This window comes from Bacillus pretiosus (assembly GCF_051294775.1).
Taxonomy (GTDB): domain Bacteria; phylum Bacillota; class Bacilli; order Bacillales; family Bacillaceae_G; genus Bacillus_A; species Bacillus_A wiedmannii.
This window is the reverse complement of sequence record NZ_JBPPHF010000001.1, coordinates 1,125,675-1,142,986: the sequence shown is the minus strand read 5'-3', so window position 1 is coordinate 1,142,986 and position 17,312 is coordinate 1,125,675. Positions and strand designations below refer to the sequence as shown.

14 protein-coding genes, 1 pseudogene, 1 riboswitch and 1 other annotated feature are annotated in these 17,312 nt (G+C 31.8%); of the genes and pseudogenes, 3 read left to right on the top strand and 12 right to left on the bottom strand.

Going from position 1 to position 17,312, the window contains the following annotated elements; translation table 11 throughout:
* Positions 1-29: 29 nt before the first annotated feature.
* Positions 30-830, bottom strand: a complete 801-nt coding sequence (locus tag ACSG5Z_RS05625) for a GNAT family N-acetyltransferase (RefSeq protein WP_435710952.1) — start codon at positions 828-830, stop codon at positions 30-32.
* A 497-nt stretch (positions 831-1,327) separates the two neighbouring features.
* Here ACSG5Z_RS05625 and ACSG5Z_RS05620 point away from each other — a divergent pair, with 497 nt between their 5' ends.
* Positions 1,328-2,041 (top strand): hypothetical protein, encoded by a 714-nt coding sequence (locus ACSG5Z_RS05620; RefSeq protein WP_095205749.1) that lies wholly within the window; start codon positions 1,328-1,330, stop codon positions 2,039-2,041.
* 49 nt (positions 2,042-2,090) lie between these two features.
* Here the strand turns inward: ACSG5Z_RS05620 and ACSG5Z_RS05615 are convergent.
* Positions 2,091-2,246, bottom strand: a pseudogene (locus tag ACSG5Z_RS05615) (methyltransferase family protein); the annotation flags it as partial.
* Between the two features lie 69 nt (positions 2,247-2,315).
* Entirely contained in the window at positions 2,316-3,611 is a 1,296-nt protein-coding gene (locus ACSG5Z_RS05610; RefSeq protein ID WP_087984431.1) for an MFS transporter, read from the bottom strand.
* A 496-nt stretch (positions 3,612-4,107) separates the two neighbouring features.
* A riboswitch (purine riboswitch) is annotated at positions 4,108-4,207 on the top strand.
* A gap of 58 nt (positions 4,208-4,265) precedes the next feature.
* Here ACSG5Z_RS05610 and ACSG5Z_RS05605 point away from each other — a divergent pair.
* Positions 4,266-5,450: an MFS transporter gene (locus ACSG5Z_RS05605; protein ID WP_435710951.1), complete on the top strand. Its 1,185-nt coding sequence runs from the start codon at positions 4,266-4,268 to the stop codon at positions 5,448-5,450.
* A gap of 93 nt (positions 5,451-5,543) precedes the next feature.
* Here ACSG5Z_RS05605 and ACSG5Z_RS05600 read toward each other — a convergent pair whose 3' ends face one another.
* Positions 5,544-6,761 (bottom strand): methyltransferase domain-containing protein, encoded by a 1,218-nt coding sequence (locus ACSG5Z_RS05600; protein WP_088063927.1) that lies wholly within the window; start codon positions 6,759-6,761, stop codon positions 5,544-5,546.
* A 260-nt stretch (positions 6,762-7,021) separates the two neighbouring features.
* On the opposite strand from ACSG5Z_RS05600, the gene ACSG5Z_RS05595 reads away from it, so the two are divergent.
* Positions 7,022-7,594 carry a DJ-1/PfpI family protein gene (locus ACSG5Z_RS05595; RefSeq protein WP_000684442.1) on the top strand — a complete coding sequence of 191 codons (573 nt, stop codon included), beginning with the start codon at positions 7,022-7,024 and terminating at the stop codon, positions 7,592-7,594.
* Between the two features lie 134 nt (positions 7,595-7,728).
* Here the strand turns inward: ACSG5Z_RS05595 and ACSG5Z_RS05590 are convergent, their stop codons facing one another.
* The 8 genes from ACSG5Z_RS05590 to ACSG5Z_RS05555 form a co-directional block, all read right to left on the bottom strand.
* The gene (locus ACSG5Z_RS05590; RefSeq protein WP_000831941.1) at positions 7,729-8,535 is read right to left on the bottom strand and encodes a DegV family protein; all 807 of its coding nucleotides are present in this window, start codon (positions 8,533-8,535) and stop codon (positions 7,729-7,731) included.
* Positions 8,536-8,735: 200 nt separating this feature from the next.
* Positions 8,736-9,242 (bottom strand): DUF3189 family protein, encoded by a 507-nt coding sequence (locus tag ACSG5Z_RS05585; protein ID WP_000576339.1) that lies wholly within the window; start codon positions 9,240-9,242, stop codon positions 8,736-8,738.
* Between the two features lie 79 nt (positions 9,243-9,321).
* On the bottom strand, positions 9,322-9,789 hold the full coding sequence (locus ACSG5Z_RS05580; protein WP_000353195.1) for a DUF1453 family protein: 468 nt from the start codon (positions 9,787-9,789) through the stop codon (positions 9,322-9,324).
* Positions 9,790-9,995: 206 nt separating this feature from the next.
* Positions 9,996-11,021, bottom strand: a complete 1,026-nt coding sequence (locus tag ACSG5Z_RS05575) for a serine hydrolase domain-containing protein (RefSeq protein ID WP_087984427.1) — start codon at positions 11,019-11,021, stop codon at positions 9,996-9,998.
* 104 nt (positions 11,022-11,125) lie between these two features.
* A complete protein-coding gene (locus tag ACSG5Z_RS05570; protein WP_087984426.1) occupies positions 11,126-12,364 on the bottom strand; it encodes an MFS transporter in 1,239 nt (412 codons plus the stop codon).
* Between the two features lie 65 nt (positions 12,365-12,429).
* Positions 12,430-12,688, bottom strand: a binding site (T-box leader).
* Between the two features lie 177 nt (positions 12,689-12,865).
* Positions 12,866-15,004 carry a penicillin-binding protein gene (locus ACSG5Z_RS05565; RefSeq protein ID WP_060486823.1) on the bottom strand — a complete coding sequence of 713 codons (2,139 nt, stop codon included), beginning with the start codon at positions 15,002-15,004 and terminating at the stop codon, positions 12,866-12,868.
* Between the two features lie 312 nt (positions 15,005-15,316).
* Complete coding sequence (locus tag ACSG5Z_RS05560; RefSeq protein ID WP_060486824.1) at positions 15,317-15,916, bottom strand: undecaprenyl-diphosphatase; 600 nt, start codon at positions 15,914-15,916, stop codon at positions 15,317-15,319.
* Between the two features lie 261 nt (positions 15,917-16,177).
* Complete coding sequence (locus ACSG5Z_RS05555; RefSeq protein WP_060486825.1) at positions 16,178-17,167, bottom strand: zinc-binding dehydrogenase; 990 nt, start codon at positions 17,165-17,167, stop codon at positions 16,178-16,180.
* Positions 17,168-17,312 lie beyond the last annotated feature (145 nt).

Below are 17,312 nucleotides of genomic sequence, written 5' to 3'. Positions count from 1 at the left end.
CTACATGAAAGCAATTTAGATTGAATAATTTATTCAATTAAACGTCTATTTTCAAATACAGTCATTTGTCCAACAGATTGAAAACCAGCCTTTTTATAAATATTAATCCCATCAGGTGAAGCTTGTAATACGCATTGAGAAACATTTAATTCCTTTGCTTCTTGTAGCAAGTAATGAAACATAGTAGAGCCAAATCCTTGCCCTCTCATTTCTTCTTTCGTTGCTATATCATAAATACCAATACTATCTTTTGTACATACTAATGAACCAACAGATACGACTTCATTTTTAAAAATCCCTAAATATAGTTTCATATTCTCACTATTCCATAAATCGAAAGAAGCAGTTTCATTGTAGAATGCTTGTACATGTGTACCTTCCTCTGAAGTACCAAATAGATTAGCTAACGTTTCCCCAAAATTTTTAATTTGTCCTGACGAAGATGCTTTTTGTATCGTAAAACCTTCTGGCATGTTTATTGTTGGATGAATTGTTTTTAAGTCTGCTATCATCGCGATATTTTGTTCTGCTTCTTTTAAGCCAAGTTTTATTAATTCGCTTTTTATAGTCTGCTCATACCTATCATCCCAAAACCAAACACTCATTGGAAATTTCTTTTGATTATAGTTGTTTACCACTTTATATAGTTTCTCAATACCTTCCGTTAAATTATTGTTTAGTATAGTAATGATATTAAATGTATCTGCCGGTAAACCACAGTCGACAGCAATGTAATCCTTCATTTCTTTTACATTCATTCCATGTAACTGGCGCGCAATATATGAGGTTTTATATGTGAAGTTATCTATTAGTAACTGTTTATAATTCATTCATTTTGCTCCTTTCATAAAAATTCGTTTTCGAATTCTTCAGTATTAAATATAACACATAAGAAATGTATCTATTTCTATAAAAATATCTCTATACATTACTCTTTTTGCCCTAAAAGAATTAAAAATGATATAACGTTGTCGGAATGAAAAAAGTGGTATATAATAAATAGTAACATTACTAGTAATTATTTTAGGTATTCCTAGAATAAAGGAGCGATACATATGAAAATTACTATTTATTTCGGAAGTCATGAAGATCAAGATGTTCGTACTATGGACTGTCATTTAGATGTAGAAGATGCAGAAGAGATCGTTTCTGTATCATAATATAAATAGTTGGGATGAACCCTCTTCCCTACAGCGTTTAAGGCACCTTTTACAGGTGTCTTTTTTGTTGTTTTTTTCGTCAAAAACCCTTTACTTTAGAGCGTTTTAATAGTAAAATATAAATATACGAACAAATGTTCTTTTTTATTTTAATTGTACATGAAGGGATGATTTTTACAATGGCTCAAGCAAAGCGCAGAGGAAGAAAAAAGCAAACACCTATCATTTCAAATACAGGCTTTATCGGCTCTGTCTTTATTGATACATTGGAGTTACAAAAGAAATCCTATTATTTCGCTCGTAAAAAACTTCAAATTGTTCATCACGTACTTGATGGCCTCTCTGGGGCAACAAGTTCTCTATTTAAAGAACATAACATTTCAGCATACATGTCATGTGTGTATTTACATAAACAAAAGAAAATCGGCTTTGTTCTTTCAACGAAACCATTTGAACAAAGTGACGGTGTTGCTTACTTTATAAATTATTTAATCGAAAAGAATTTTTACGGTAATGACGAAGATGTAGAATATCAAGAAGTATTTAATACAGGTTTTATCGGTGTAGTATTCGCTGATTTATGTAGCATAGATCGCTTTAATTTCGAGTTTGAAATGGGTATGTTAACGAAATTAATGAAAGATATGATTATTCCGGTTAAAGAACTCTTTTTACGCCACAATGTACCGGCCTACATCTCCACTTCTCATTTAGAGGAACAAAACAAATTAGGTTTCGTTCTATCTGTAAAACCATATGATGAACGTGCAGAAGCAGATTTATATTTTGAGGCGTATTTAAAAGAACGCGGGTTATTTAATGGTGATGAAGAAGATGATATTGATAAGATTGTTATTAGAAAAACAGCTGAATTACGATAGAAAAGCGCAGGATGATGATCCTGCGCTTTTTATAATTTATGAAACTGATTTACCAAATAAACGGTATTAGTTTTTTTGTTTTCTGTTTATACACTGTAAATTGTTCACCGTACTTATTCTGTAAGTAATCATCAGATTGCGGAATATAGTCAAAAACAAATACAAAGAATAGGCCTATAGGAATTAACAAACTATAAATTTCGTTTTATAGTATTTGCTTTTCTTAGCTTGAAAGAGGTAGCAGTATCCATTCTATAAATAATCTAAGAATCTACTAAGCACTATAATCTTTCGAATGAACCTCTAATATGAAACGATTTGATGAAACTTTAATTACTATGAAATATAAGAATCCCCCTACAATTGGAATGGTGTACGCTGGGATATAATTTAATAATAGACCGGATAGTGCCATTGCTATAGGGAGCATCATTTTACCTATACTTAATCCAATGCTGAGAACCCTTCCCCTGTATTCATCGGGAATCTCATTTTGCATGAAATAAATTAAAGGAATATCAATTAACGCTATAATAAATCCTAAAAAGATCATAACAACACAATACGTAATAACGAATACTAAATCATTCACTTCAAAACTTTTGAATAGAACTGGAATTCCTAAAATAATCATAAAAACTGATAACATAGAACTTAGTTTTTTCAAAAGATAAGAGTAAGAAAAACGATCAGTTATCTTTTTTACTACAATTGCACCAATTATCATCCCTACTGGAAAAGTCCCTTGAATGATACCAAATTGCTTAGAATCAAGATTGAGTACTGTGTTAATAATGTATGGCAATGGAACAGTTACAGCAAAGCCTAAGAAGAAATTAAACGAAATTAAAATATGAAACGTATTCTTTAAGCTTTCCTTTTCAAGTAAGTAAGAAAACCCCTCTTTTATATCTTTAATAAAATTAACTCCTCTTTTTGAATTTCCCTCATTTATGTTGTACTCGAACAGTCTAAAATGAATAAATAGTAATGCTATCCCTGAAAGAATAAAAGAAATACTGTTTATAATTATAAAAGTCTTAATATTAAATACTGAAAAAACGATGCCGCCTAACATAGGGCCGAGAATTAAAGATACAGAATCGATAATTTTACTTATAGAATTAATACTCATAAGCCTCTCTTTAGAGACGATATTTGGTTTTGCAGCCTCTAATCCTATTCCAAAAAAGGTTGTAAACACTGTCATAAGAAAGGTTGTAGTATAAATGATGAATAAGTTTAATCCATAATAGCTGCTTAATATATAAACAGCTATTAATAAGCATCCACTTAGTAAATCCATACAAATAACTAGTTTCTTTTTATCAACCTTATCAGCAATTACACCAGCAAAGGGATTCAAAACAATTATTGGAATCGTTCCTAATATGAGCGTAATCGCGAAATTTAACGCAGATCCAGTTATTTGTAAAACATATAATCCTAGCGCGAAACTATACATAGAGCTACCGAATATTGATACTGTTTTTGCAATTGAATATAAACAAATATTTCTTAGTTCTTGGTTTCTTTTTTTATTTTCTATATGTAATCGTAAACTTCCCATAACAATTCCCCCCACTTTTCTTTGTATTACATTAAGTGTAAGTTATTGGGTTAACCCAATATCAATACATTGTGTTTAAAAATTAATACAAAGAAATAAAAAAAGATGGGGTTAACCCCATGCCCATTAAACTAATCTCATCTACCGTCAATGATTTGAAGATAAATAGCTTAGAATTGCTTAAGCAAATAGTTGTAATTGATTAGATACAAAAATATACATATAAAAAACGCCACCCTTTTCTATAATTAATTCTACAGAAAGGATGTCGCTTTTTTACTTTATATAGCCGTTTAATACTTACGTTTGTTATTTATATAATCTTCATTAGTGAAAGTTAGCAATAGTTGAATTATTTAGATCGCACTTCCATCGAAAGGTAAAATTATTAGAGTTTCAGAAAGCCCATTTTATCTCTTTCATATGGGTACACGTATACAAATGCAAATTTTTTTATTAAAATGTAAAAAGTAATATGGTATCTTCTATTACATTGATTAATTACATATGAGAATCATGTATAACTCCAAGAATATGGCTTGGGGGTCTCTACCAGGAACCAATAACTCCTGACTACAAAACGCGTCTTTTAGCGTTTGTGGTCAGGAGTTTTTTTATTCTAAGGTAAATAATGATGAGAAGGGAATACAAAAAATGAATTTCAAAGTATTTATATTAGCTTTAGCAACAATAGCAGTAGGGCTTGTAGAGCTTATTGTTGGAGGAATATTGCCAGACATCGCTAAAGATTTTAATGTTTCATTAAGTTCCGCTGGTCAATTAATTACAATTTTCGCCTTTACTTATGCTATAGCAGGTCCTGTATTATTGATTTTCACAAGTAAAGTGGAACGAAAAAAATTGTATATTATTTCACTTTACACTTTTCTAATTGGAAATATACTTACTTATTTTAGTCCGAACTTTACTTTTATGATGATAGCACGAATATTAACTGCTATGAGTACTGCTTTAGTTGTCGTACTTTCCCTTACAATTGCAGCTAAGATTGTTAATCCCTCTTACCAAGCAAAAGCATTAGGATTAATTTATATGGGTATTAGCTCTTCACTTGTTTTAGGAGTTCCACTAGGCATATTAATTTCGAACACATTTGGCTGGAGAGTTATTTTTTTATGTATAGCTATTTTATCATTGGGATCTATTATCTTAATTTCATTATTTTTAAAGAAAATACCTGGAGAGGAAAACCGAACTCCTTTATCTATCCAATTAAAAGCCGTGTGTAGTCCAAAACTAGGTGCTGCTCATCTAGCTACCATGTTTATGTTAGCAGGACACTATACTTTATATGCTTATTTTACTCCTTTTTTAGAAGAAAAGTTTCAACTAAGCCCTTATTGGATTAGCATATTTTATTTAATGTTTGGTATAGCTGCAGTAAGTGGCGGAGCGTTCGGCGGTGGATTATCAGATAAAATAGGCGCTCCAAAAAGTATAGTGATAGTTATTACTTTATTTGCTCTAATCTTATTTATATTACCATTCACGACAGTTTCTATTAGCCTATTTATTCCCGTTATGATAGTTTGGGCTGCATTGAGTTGGGGACTTGCACCACCTCTACAAACTTATTTAATTCAAACTGCTCCAGAAACGTCAGATATACAGCAAAGTTTTAATAATTCAGCTCTACAAATAGGAATTTCGCTCGGCTCTGCAGTTGGAGGTATAGCCTTAAAACAAGTACATAATGTCGCTCATATGGCCTGGGTTGGTGGATCTCTAGTTCTATTGTCTTTAGGTTTGGCTATCTTTTCTCTTACTAGACATACATCGACAAGAGAGTGTCATGTGAGTGCTAAACATGTAGATTAACATACTCTTTGTCTTTTAATCGCAAAGAGTATAAATATAAATCGTCAAAAAAAGTCCAGTTATAAAACCGGACTTTTTTTGATGGGATTGCCCTTATCTTTTTCCGAAAAATGAATATGTATAAATTTCTTCTCCTTGAACAAAGAAATCCTCGTACTTTCCTCCTCGTGTCAAATAATTTGAAGTACTTTCATCAATGGATTGAAAGTGTAGATTTTGGATTTCTTTCGTTACTTTTGAAAGTGTAAAATTTTCTCGAAAGTTATTTGTAATTTGGCTATTTGAGCTGAAATTTTTAAATAAAATAAATAAACTTACTAAATAACAATCCGTTTTAAAAAGTGGATTTAATTCGTGAAGTAAAAAATCCTCATGCTCAAAACTATAATTGCTCGTACCAGAATGATCAATTACTACATCAACTGACTGATTCTGAATAGGGATATTCAAAAAATCAGCACAGATAAAGAGAATGTTTCTTTTCGGATTTCTTCTCGCTAATACATCTTTTAAAAATAAAAGTTTATTTAAATCTCGATCCACTGCAATGTATAGGCAATTTTCGGGCAGTTCTTCATAAATGTTTCTCAAAAAGAATCCAAGTCCCGATCCTAAATCCAGTATTAATTTATTATTTAAATTTAAATGTACTAGTTTCTTTTTCGCCCATTCCCCTTCCCTATGCATATTTTCCAAATACGCATTATCAGTTTCATGAATATAATCCGAAATAGTATCTTCAAGTGACGTTTGCTCATTTACTTTAAATAATTTACCCGCAGTTATAATTCCTGAAGTAATAATATATTCTTCACCACAATTACAAATTAGCTTCCCCTCAGTAATTTGATTGTTAGTAATAATTCCATTTTGAAGAATTAGTTTTTCGCTACACTTAGAACATGTAAGTAAATGAAGTACGCTTAAATCTATCCCTATAATTGAATTTGAAGTTTCATTTGTTAATAATAAATCTTGTAACACTTCCTTTAATTTATCCCGCCTCTTCCCCAAAAGCTCTATTTCCTGTTCCATCTTGTCATATTTCAATTTAAATAAAGATTGGTAAAAAGTATCATTTTCGTAATTCATAGATTTCGCTAAATTTTTATAAAAAAATAGTTCTTTAATTTCATTCAAGCTAAATCCTAGATCTTTGTAATGTAATATAAGTTCTAAATCTATTTGACAATACTCATCAAAAAAATAATGCCCTCCCCTTTTTTCAGGAATAATGAGACCCAGGTCCATATAATGTCTAATTGTATCAATACTTATGTTATTTAATTCTCCAAATTTGCCTATTTTCATAGCATCACTACCATTTATATATTTTTTTATATAGATTTCTATTTTTATATTTAAAAACCCTTTAAACTTTCGAAACAACATTATTTACGTTATGTATGGGATATTTGAATGCCACATATTTTATAGGTGTATAATCCTTTTATTTAATTAAATTTCCATCGCATAGAATATACAGGAATTTATAACTTAATATAGAACATAAAAAGGAGCAGTTTATATTCTATATTAGGGGACATACATACGGAATGAGGGATTAGAAAATGAAAATTGCAATAGTCTGTTTTGATAACTTTACTGATATAGATGTTTTTCTACCATGGGATTTATTAAATCGTGTACGTTTAGTTGGCGGTATTTCTGATTGGGACGTTCAACTATTAGGAACGGGAAAAACTCATATATCCATGTCTGGCTTACGTATTCCCATGACAGGAAGCATATCTGATATTCCGTCTGCTGACGCTGTAATATTTGCAAGTGGTAAGGGTGTACAAAATTTATATAAAAATCAAGAGTATCTGAATAGCATTCATGTAGATCCTCAAAGACAATTAATAGGATCTATGTGTTCTGGTTCATTACTACTAGGAGCTAAAAAATTACTAACAGGTAAGAAAGCCACTACATATCCGTCCGTAGTAGAACAGCTTAAAGAATTTGATGTAGACGTTATTGAACAAAGTTTCGTAAACGAAGGAAATATCTCGACTGCTGCAGGCTGTTTTGCTGCTCAAGATCTCTCAGCCTGGATTATAAGAACCCTAATCAATGAAGAAATGGTCGATACTGTTCTAGAAACTGTTCAGCCAGTAGGCAAAGGCTTATATTTTTAATTTCAAATCAAGTTGAGGGATTGGTTGCTCCTTAAAACGATAAAATGAGCCTTTTTGTTTGATGGCGACATGATATGCCTCCAATTTCAATTCAATTAAATAAAAAACCCGTGAATCATTCACGGGTTTTCCTCTTAATAACTAATTGCTATTGTACCTTCACCTGCATGAACCGCAAATGAAATTGGTAATGGATATAGTTTAAAGTCCATTTCAGGGAATGCTTTTCTAATATCTGAAATCCATTCCTCAGCTCCATCTTTATCGTTAGCATGGAACATATGAAGTACTTTTGGTAATTCTTTTTCGAGTTCATTTTTAATGTATTCTCGACATTTTTGGATTTTGCGAACTTTCTTTTCAAGTAAAAGCTCTCCACCTTTTACTTCTAATATTAAGTTGACACTTAATAAACTTCCAAGTAAAAATTGAACTCCCTTTACACGTCCACTTGCGTAAAGGCCTTTTAAACTTTTCGGGAATACGTGGAAAGGTCTTCTTTTTTCATCTACTAATGTTTTGTGTATATCTTGTAACGTCATACCATCATTGTATAACGATTTCGCTTTTCTAATTAGTTCATCCATTGGATAACTTGTTGTTTCACTATCCAATACCGTTAATGGGAAACCTGCCATGTCTGCAGCTAACTTCATGTTTTGATAAGTTCCACTTACTTTTCCGCTAATAGCAACTGCAAATCCCTCTTCATATTCTTCTTTGCATTTCGAAAATAACTCTACCATTTCCCCTATGTTAGGTTGTGATGTAGTGACAGTTTTACCTTCGTTTAACGCATTATAGACGCGCTCACGCACACCTTCTTCACAATCTTTGTACGACACACCATCAATAATAACTTCAATTGGGATAACAAAGTTATCTCCTTCTGTTGTAAAACTCGCAGTTGTACTATCAGTAATCCAAGCAACACGCTTCATGTTGTTCCTCCCTTAATTCAATTCCTCTTTTCTGACTTTTCTATATATTTATGTTACGAAAAGAGAATATCCCTGTAATAGTAACAGGACTTTATTGTTTTGGCTATAGTAGATGGATATTAAATGTGAATATTTTTTGTCATTTTCACGAAAAAAAGAAGAAAACCGAAGTATTTGCCCGATTTTCTTCTTTTTATACATTATTTAAAGGTTTCATTATCTAAAATTACAACATAATCATTTGTCAATCGACCAGCTTCTTTCGTATAACTAACAAGTCTTTGTACGTTATCACAGCAAAGTTTCGCTCCCCATACGAGTAACGGTACGCCGATGAAGTCGATGTGAAATCTTCTAGAAAACAGACCACCGAAAGTCATTGGTAAAGGCACTGTTGGTGATGTATTAGAAAAAATAATCTTTTCATGACTTTGATAATGTTTTTGCAAAATCTCTCCTAAATGTTTCATCGCAGGTACAACGACTTTTGATGCACCACATCCAATTGTATAAACCGGATTACCATTTTCGTCTATTCCATGAAAAATGATTTTGCCCATATCCTCTGTTTTCAATTTATTAAAGTAATCTACATTCAAAATTTCTTCTTTCGTTAACTTACGATCCGTTGGTAATTTATTTAAATGATAAGCTGCAGCAAGTGAAGTTGAATGCGTTCCGCCGAAATCTGTGTAAATGAATATCATATTATCATCCCTTGTTGTAAAAGTTCAATGTTATTTAGTATTACCGTTCACGGCGCTGTTAAACAATGGATGAATACTTTCATGTTTTTTGTATTAATTCATTATATTTTTTCCAAATATAATATCGTTTACTAATTACAGTACCTAATGTGATACATAAAAAGGTATTTGTTACAACCATTAATGTATAGTGAGTACTGCTAGAAAACATACTTTGTTTAATCAAAACCTTCGTACCTAGAATGGCAAGTAGAATAGTTGTACTTAACCAATTTCCTTTTCGTAATACATGACCTGTTTCACTATCTAATCGAAATGTTAAAACTTTTCCCCTAATCATTCCAAGACCCAATCCAATCCCCAGCATTACAACGAATAGTAATACTTTCAATATAGTTAATTGTCCCATATGAATAATAGACTGGATTGTCGCAAAGCACAGCAAAGTCGGAATGAACCAAATACGATTAATATTCACTTTATATTCTTTACCTTGCATTAATATCATTATAAAAACAACAAGTAGAATAACAAATAGAATATCCATTTAGAGTCCTCCTATTTACTTGTTTACATTTGAAAATTATATTCGCTTCTTTTCATTCCATACTTTAAATATACTAGCTAATAAAAATTATAAAATATAGAATGTGATTTCCCATCAGTTTTAAGCATTGTTTATGCAAAAAAGACGTACAAATAAATAGTACGTCTTTTTTGCATTTATTAATGCGTTCATAAACTCTTTTAACCTTATGAAAAAGAGTTTTCTAATTCTTTCATTATCTTTTCAGGACCCGCTCCTTTATTTGACGGAATAACTACTGTAATACCTAAGCCTGGATATACGGCTGAGCGAAAACTGACTCCTGGATCATATCCCATTACATGATATTTGAATATCTTGTTTTCTCTTGTTTCAATCCATATTCCATAGCCGTAAGACTGATTATTATTTACTTGCATATGAGGAGTTAAAAGCATGTTTGTATATTCTCGGCTTATGATTTCATAGTTAAATAACGCTTCCCAGAATTTCAGCATGTCTGGCGTAGTAATAAAAGCACCACCATCAGAACCACCTTTTATTGGTATAGAGTAGGCGTTTGTTCTCCAATTTTGGTTAATTTCGTCTTTTATATATCCTAAAGCTGTGTGTCTTGGTAAACTATCTAAAGAAAAATAGCCAGAATCATTCATACCAATTGGATTGAATATGTTTTTTTCTATATATTCCGTAAATTCAAATCCTGTCTGTTCTTCGATTATTAATCCCAGTATGATAAAACCTGCATTATTATAGTGAAACTTACTTCCAGGTGCAAACATCATATTTCTGCTTTGGAATAATGGTAAGAAGTCTTTTAAATTTTTTAATAGATACATAGGAGTTTGTTCCCAAAGATCTTCGAAGTTATCCATAATACTTTCATCAAAATAATCTGGAATACCCGAACTATGCGTCAAAAGGTGATGTATTGTAATATCTTCATTGAAGTTTGGAAAGTTTATACGTAAACACTCTTTTAACTTTGTTTGAAAAGTAATTATCCCCTTCTCAACAAGTTGACAGATACCGATAGCAGTGAATATTTTACAACCGGAGGCAATTCCGAACCTTGTTTGTAGCGTATTATTTATACATTCATTGCGATTTGCGTAACCAAACGCCTCTTCATAGACTAAGCCTTTTTCTTCTTTTACTAAAATTATCCCAGAGAAATCTATATGCTGATGCATTTCTTTTACAATGCTGTCTATTTGATCTTTTGTTTTCATTACAAAAACCACCCTCGTTTATCAATATTGTTCACCCTTCTTATATTTCCATATATAGGAGGGTAAACCCTCCAATTGAATACCGTAAATCAAAACCAAGATTACTATTTTGAATTGATTGACTCAGAGGAATGCACTTTAGAATGTGAGGGCAATAAAGTAAATACACACAATATGATAGTTATAAGCAGCATTACCAATGAGCCTACAATAACCACAAGTTGTATAGAAATAAATTGAGTTGCAACTCCGAACAAAATCGTAATTAAAATGGTGATGCCCGCAATCACAAGCCCATATATACTCCCAATCCGTCCCATGATATGGACAGGGACATTATTTTGATAAAAGGTATAAAATCCTGTGTTTGCATACGCCATAGAGAAAGATAAAATAAAGAATCCAATAGCAGCTATTAAAAATTCATTTGAAAAAGCATAAATTAAATAACCGATTGCTATGAATAATGATCCTATTCCAATTAAAAATGAAGGCGCTATTTTTTGGGATAAAATTGTATTTGTTATAGCTCCTAAAATAAACCCGGCTCCAGCAATACTAACTAAAAAGCCATATTCACTATCTGTTAACAATAAAACTTCTTTCGCAAATGACAATTCAAGTGAATCAGTTGCGGCAACTAAAACCATCATCCCTTGAAATAAGAAATACACAAAAACGATATATAAAGATTTTTTACTGAAATTTAAAACGATGTTCCAATCTTTTTTTAGTACAGCTAAAGATAACTTATCATTTGACGTAGTAATATCGGATTTTTTATCAAGATTAGGTAACAGCAATGTAATTACTCCTGATAAGAGAAATGCTATAGCATTTATATATATAGCAAACTCCGGTGTACTTGCTATTAACAATACTCCCGCTATTGCTGGACCAATTAAAGATGCACCAGATCCTATTAAACTACGTAATGAGTTGAAACGTTGTCTTTTCTCTACTGGTATTAATTTCGTCATATATGTCATAGCAGTAGGCTCATAAATTGCACTGGCCATACTGATAAAGAATACGAATACATAAACAATCCAAAGTGATGGAAGTAAAGGTAAAATAGCGATAAATACCGCACGATATATATCGAGGTGAATCATTAACTTCCGTTTATTTAAACGATCAATCATACTTCCTGACCATGCGTTTGTAAATAAAGCGGCTAATGGTTTAATTACATATAAAGTAGCAACAGCTAAGGCTGAGCCTCCCATATGATAGACAAGTACATTCAGTGCTATTAAATAAATCCATGCCCCTAAATTCGCAATACCAACTCCGGACAGTAATAATAAAGGATATTTCCAATCTTTAAGTAAGTTTTTCATTTTAGGCCCCCGCTTTCCAAATTGTATTGAAACAATAAAAAAATCCCACCCCCAAGACTTTTTGTCTTAGGGACGAGATTTATCATCGCGGTGCCACCCTAGTTTGTTAATATGTCGCCATATTAACCTTATCAGGTACTGCATTGTAAATCATGCTTATACCATAGCTCTATAACGGGAGCTCCCGTCACACCACCCCCTAATAAAAGGTTCCGATGTGCTGCTCAGAGGTTTGGTTCAATAAAGAATTTTTACTTCTTTTCAGCTAAATGGAGCTCTCTGTGAAAAATTCATTTTATTTACTCTTCTCTTCACTACATTTGATTTTTTTCATATTATCACAGAAATATTTAACTGTAAATAAAAAATAATCAGATATTTAGTGGCGTGTTTCTGTTAATTCTTTTATTTATTATTTTTTCTAAAAATTACGGTGCGTGAAATTACTTAAATCTATAAAATAAAGAGCCTATTGTATATAGACCCTTCACTTTGTCCGAATTAATTTGTATTCGCCTCTACTAACGGTTGTAAAGGTGGTTCTAAGTTTAGTTCTAATGCATCGCCTTCTTGTATATCTTGTCCCTTTTCAATGCTTTGACTCGTTACATAGCCCGTACCTGTAGTCTTTAATTCTAATTTTAATAGTTTAGAGAAATACATAACATCACGCATGGACCAACCTTGTAAATTAGGCATTTTTGCGTTAGCACCTAATAAAAATATACGATCTCCTTCACTCATTATTTCACCAGATTGCGGATATTGCTTTTTTATTTTTCCTTCTCCTAAAACTATCGGTTGAAATTTCTCTTTTTTTACACTATTCTCTACTGTATCCATTGATTGATTTACATAATTTTGTACTTTTAATTCAGAACGTTTCGTTGCATCTGCCATTTGTTTTTCTGTATATGGTTTCACCTTTAAATATTCAAGACTATTTTTCATAACTGGTTTAAATATTTCAGCGAGCGGCTGAGCTCCATACTCATCTCCCTTTAACTTTGGCTGCTTAATAGCTAAGTATACAATTAACTCTGGGTCATCAATCGGAGCCATTCCTAAAAATGAAAAAATATAGTTTTCTTTTCCTTCCATATATCGTCCATTTTCAGGATTCGGAATTTGCGCTGTTCCTGTCTTACCTCCTATTGGATAACCATCCACTTTATACATTGTACCAGTACCTTTTGAAGACGTAATAACACGCTCCATTAAGTCTCTTACCTTGTCCGCTGTCTCTTTTTTTATCGGATTCCCAATTTCTTTCGGTTGATTTTCCATAATAACTTGTTTATTTATTGGATTTACAACTTTGTCAACGATATATGGTTGCATCATTTTCCCGTCATTTGCTATAGCGGTAGCAGCTTGGATTAATTGAATAGGCGTTACTGTAGAGCCTTGTCCGAAAGAAGTTGTGACTTGTTGAATTTGTGTATTTAATAATAAAGTATTTTTACTTTCACCAGGTAAATCTATTCCGGTTTTTTGATTGAATCCAAATTTATTCATATATTGCTTAAACTTATTTGGTTTCAATAGCTGATCTTCTAAAATAGAAAAAGCTACGTTAGATGATCTTTCGAAGCCTTCATCAAATGTAATGGATCCCCATCCAAATCCACCGTTATGATCTTTAATATCAGATGAACCAACTGAATATTTTCCAGATTGGAAATATTCTTTCCCGTTATATACACCTTCATTAATTGCGGCAGCTAACGTAAATATTTTCATTGTTGAACCTGGTTCGTATGCATTTGCGATTGGATCATTTAAAAAATATTCGATATCGCCTTTATTAGGATTAAAACTAGGTTTACTAGACATTGCTAAAATTTCCCCTGTCTTTGGATCCGCTATGATTCCTACTAACATAGAAGGATCATAGTGCTCTTGCGCTTTATTCATCGCTTCTTCTAAAAAACTATTAATTTGTTTATCGAGCGTAAGGTATACGTTATTCCCATTTTTAGCTGGTTCTATTTTCCCTATATCATTTGTAAGCGGGATCCCTCTTGGTGCTCCCACATATTCTATATTCCCGTTTGTAGAGCGCAAATATTTATCCAGGCTCTTTTCAAGTCCAAATTTTCCTTCTGTATTTCCTTTATCGTCAGGTCTCGCAAAACCAAGTATATAGGATGCAAAATCTTCATTTGGATATACTCTTGCTTTTTCTGACATAAAAGATACCCCTGGAATTTTTAATTTTCCAATTCTTTCTTTTACTTCTCTAGATAAATTCCGGCCAACTTTTCCAATTTCAACTTGCGTGCGTCCATCATGAAAATTTTTTAATACGTCCTCTTTATCAATTTCAAGCGCATCAGCTAATCGCTCTGCAGTTTCATCTTTATTTTTCACTTTATTTGTTCCTTTTAAATTCACAACAACACGATATGTTGTGGAATCTTGGACTAACACTTTTCCAGCTTGATCATATATTGTGCCACGATTCGCTTCCAAAACACCATTTTTATTATGCTGTTCATTTGCTAAATCCTTTACATTTACATTATGCAAGACTCCTACTGCCTGAATATAGAAAAAACGCAAAAGCATAATAAGAAACAAAACAATAAAAGCAACCATAAAATACCGCGCGCCTTTATTCGTTTGAAGTTTATGCATATTTATCTCCTTTCTTTTACAATTAATTACTGCAAAAATGTGCTAGAAATTATGTAGTTTTTGCTTTCAATACTATATGTTTCGAAGTTTTCTTATTAATTCCTTTAAAACAATGTGAAACTAGTTATTGTTATTGATAGTTTATTTATATACTTAAAATACAGTACGTGAAATTTTTGAATATTCATTCTTTCATTTTTGCTACATAACACTCAAATTCTTTTTGCGAGTAATCTATTCACTTGTATACAAAAACCCTCCTTTCAATTTTCAAAGGAGGGGGGTCAATATATAAAAGGCTAGTTATGAAATTTAAGCTACATGGTTATATTTCTTTAGAAAAGGAATTCGTTTCGCTACGAGTGCATACATTTTGAAAACAAGTTTTGCGATTGGTTCAAATATACGTTTTTTCTGCAATAATAAACTGCTTGTTATAATCGTTATTACAGCTGCACCCATTACATCTAAAGGAAAATGAACACCTACATACAAACGAGATATACAAACTAAAACTGCCCATAAAAGTGCAATATATCTTAACTTTTCTCCTCTAAGCATAAAAATGAACGCAATCGATAATACAAGTACAGAATGATCACTAACAAATGATGAGTTTTCTGCATGAGGTACTAATTGATTCACTTCATATGATACAAAAGGGCGTGGATGATAATATACTACATGAATAAAAACATTTACTAGTAATGCAATTATTACTGAAAGTGTCGTATACAACACTGTATATTGTTTTCTTATCGCATTCTCTTTCTTTCCGTTATGAAACCATAAGATAAACATGAATAGAATAGCCACATATGCAGCACTATTTGTAATAGCAATCATTACCTTATCTAAGAGCGCAGATGTACCTGCTAAATTGTTTATCCATTGAAATACTGTGTAATTCACGTTACTCTCTCCTTATAATTTCTTATATTACTTGAAATAAAGATACAAGTTGACTTGATTTACACAGTATACAACATTTACACATATTTAGATTTTCACTTTATTCATTTTACTATTTTTCATTTGACAATTATGTAACTATTTACATGAATTAAAGATATATAGGGTTGAAAAACCTTTTAAGTCAAATGATTCACAAACTATAAGTGTATATATTACATAACATATCCATATAAAAACATAGGTTATTAAATCATATTTTTATTCCATACGTAGAGCGATATTACCGAACTGTTCTCCTTGTTCCATACGACTTAACGCTTGAATGGCTTCTTCTAACGAATATACTTTATCAATAATTGGTTTAATTTTATGTTTCTCAATAAACTTAACCATTTCATTAAATTCCTCACGGCTACCCATAGATGTCCCCATAATATCGATTTGGTTATAAAATAATGCACGTAATGGCAATTCAATTTTATCTCCTGAACTTGCACCAAAATTAACAATTCTCCCATTTGGTTTTAATACATCAAAATATTGTAAGAATGTTGCTGGTCCTATACTATCGATTATTAGATCTACTTTCTCTTTGCCTAAACTCTCTTCCCAATTTCCAGAACTATTAAAAGAAAAGTCTGCACCATATGTTTCGGCAAACTTTCTTTTACTTTCTACCCTTGAAGTAACACTTACTTTTGCACCAATTGCTTTCGCAAATAACATGGCAAATGTCGCAACACCGCCGCCTATTCCTGGAATTAAAACATGTTCTCCACACTTCAATCTACCCTTTGTAAAAAGCGCTCTATATGCAGTTAATGCCGATAAAGATAATACGCCAGACTCTTCCCAAGTAAGATATGACGGTTTTGCCACTACATTTTCAGCTGGCACAATGACATATTCAGCAAACGTTCCATCTTTCGGTCCACCTAACACCTCTGGTAACTCTGGTACTTCGGCAATATTATCCCATCCAATGCTAGGATTTATAATAACCTCGTTATTTAATAAATGATTTGAAACGCCTTCTCCGATTTCTGTAACAATTCCTGAACCATCTGATCCTATTACTAACGGCAGATCCATTTCTTTTCTATTGTTTATAATAAATAAATCCCTATGATTTAATCCTGCAGCTTTTAACTTTACTTTTACTTCACCGGCATTAGGATTTGTTTCAGGTAAAAATTTACATTCTAATCCTTCTACCCCTTTTTTATATTGATGTACAATAGCTTTCATTGTTTAATTCCCCCTTAATATTTTCAATGTACTAGAAATATCGAAATAAATAAAATAATCCGTCTCCAATAATTAGAAATAATGTATATCGTTATGACAAAAGAAAAAATCCTTCCCTATAAATAACGTAGGAAAGGCAGGGGAT

Bases quoted from the DNA above. Each gene is read 5' to 3' on its own strand.
- ACSG5Z_RS05555 (WP_060486825.1), bottom strand. From the start codon at position 17,167: ATGAAAGCTATTGTACATCAATATAAAAAAGGGGTAGAAGGATTAGAA.
- ACSG5Z_RS05610 (WP_087984431.1), bottom strand. From the start codon at position 3,611: ATGGGAAGTTTACGATTACATATAGAAAATAAAAAAAGAAACCAAGAA.
- ACSG5Z_RS05575 (WP_087984427.1), bottom strand. From the start codon at position 11,021: ATGAAAACAAAAGATCAAATAGACAGCATTGTAAAAGAAATGCATCAG.
- ACSG5Z_RS05570 (WP_087984426.1), bottom strand. From the start codon at position 12,364: ATGAAAAACTTACTTAAAGATTGGAAATATCCTTTATTATTACTGTCC.
- ACSG5Z_RS05595 (WP_000684442.1), top strand. From the start codon at position 7,022: ATGAAAATTGCAATAGTCTGTTTTGATAACTTTACTGATATAGATGTT.
- ACSG5Z_RS05580 (WP_000353195.1), bottom strand. From the start codon at position 9,789: ATGGATATTCTATTTGTTATTCTACTTGTTGTTTTTATAATGATATTA.
- ACSG5Z_RS05620 (WP_095205749.1), top strand. From the start codon at position 1,328: ATGATTTTTACAATGGCTCAAGCAAAGCGCAGAGGAAGAAAAAAGCAA.
- ACSG5Z_RS05585 (WP_000576339.1), bottom strand. From the start codon at position 9,242: ATGATATTCATTTACACAGATTTCGGCGGAACGCATTCAACTTCACTT.
- ACSG5Z_RS05625 (WP_435710952.1), bottom strand. From the start codon at position 830: ATGAATTATAAACAGTTACTAATAGATAACTTCACATATAAAACCTCA.
- ACSG5Z_RS05590 (WP_000831941.1), bottom strand. From the start codon at position 8,535: ATGAAGCGTGTTGCTTGGATTACTGATAGTACAACTGCGAGTTTTACA.
- ACSG5Z_RS05600 (WP_088063927.1), bottom strand. From the start codon at position 6,761: ATGAAAATAGGCAAATTTGGAGAATTAAATAACATAAGTATTGATACA.
- ACSG5Z_RS05565 (WP_060486823.1), bottom strand. From the start codon at position 15,004: ATGCATAAACTTCAAACGAATAAAGGCGCGCGGTATTTTATGGTTGCT.
- ACSG5Z_RS05605 (WP_435710951.1), top strand. From the start codon at position 4,266: ATGAATTTCAAAGTATTTATATTAGCTTTAGCAACAATAGCAGTAGGG.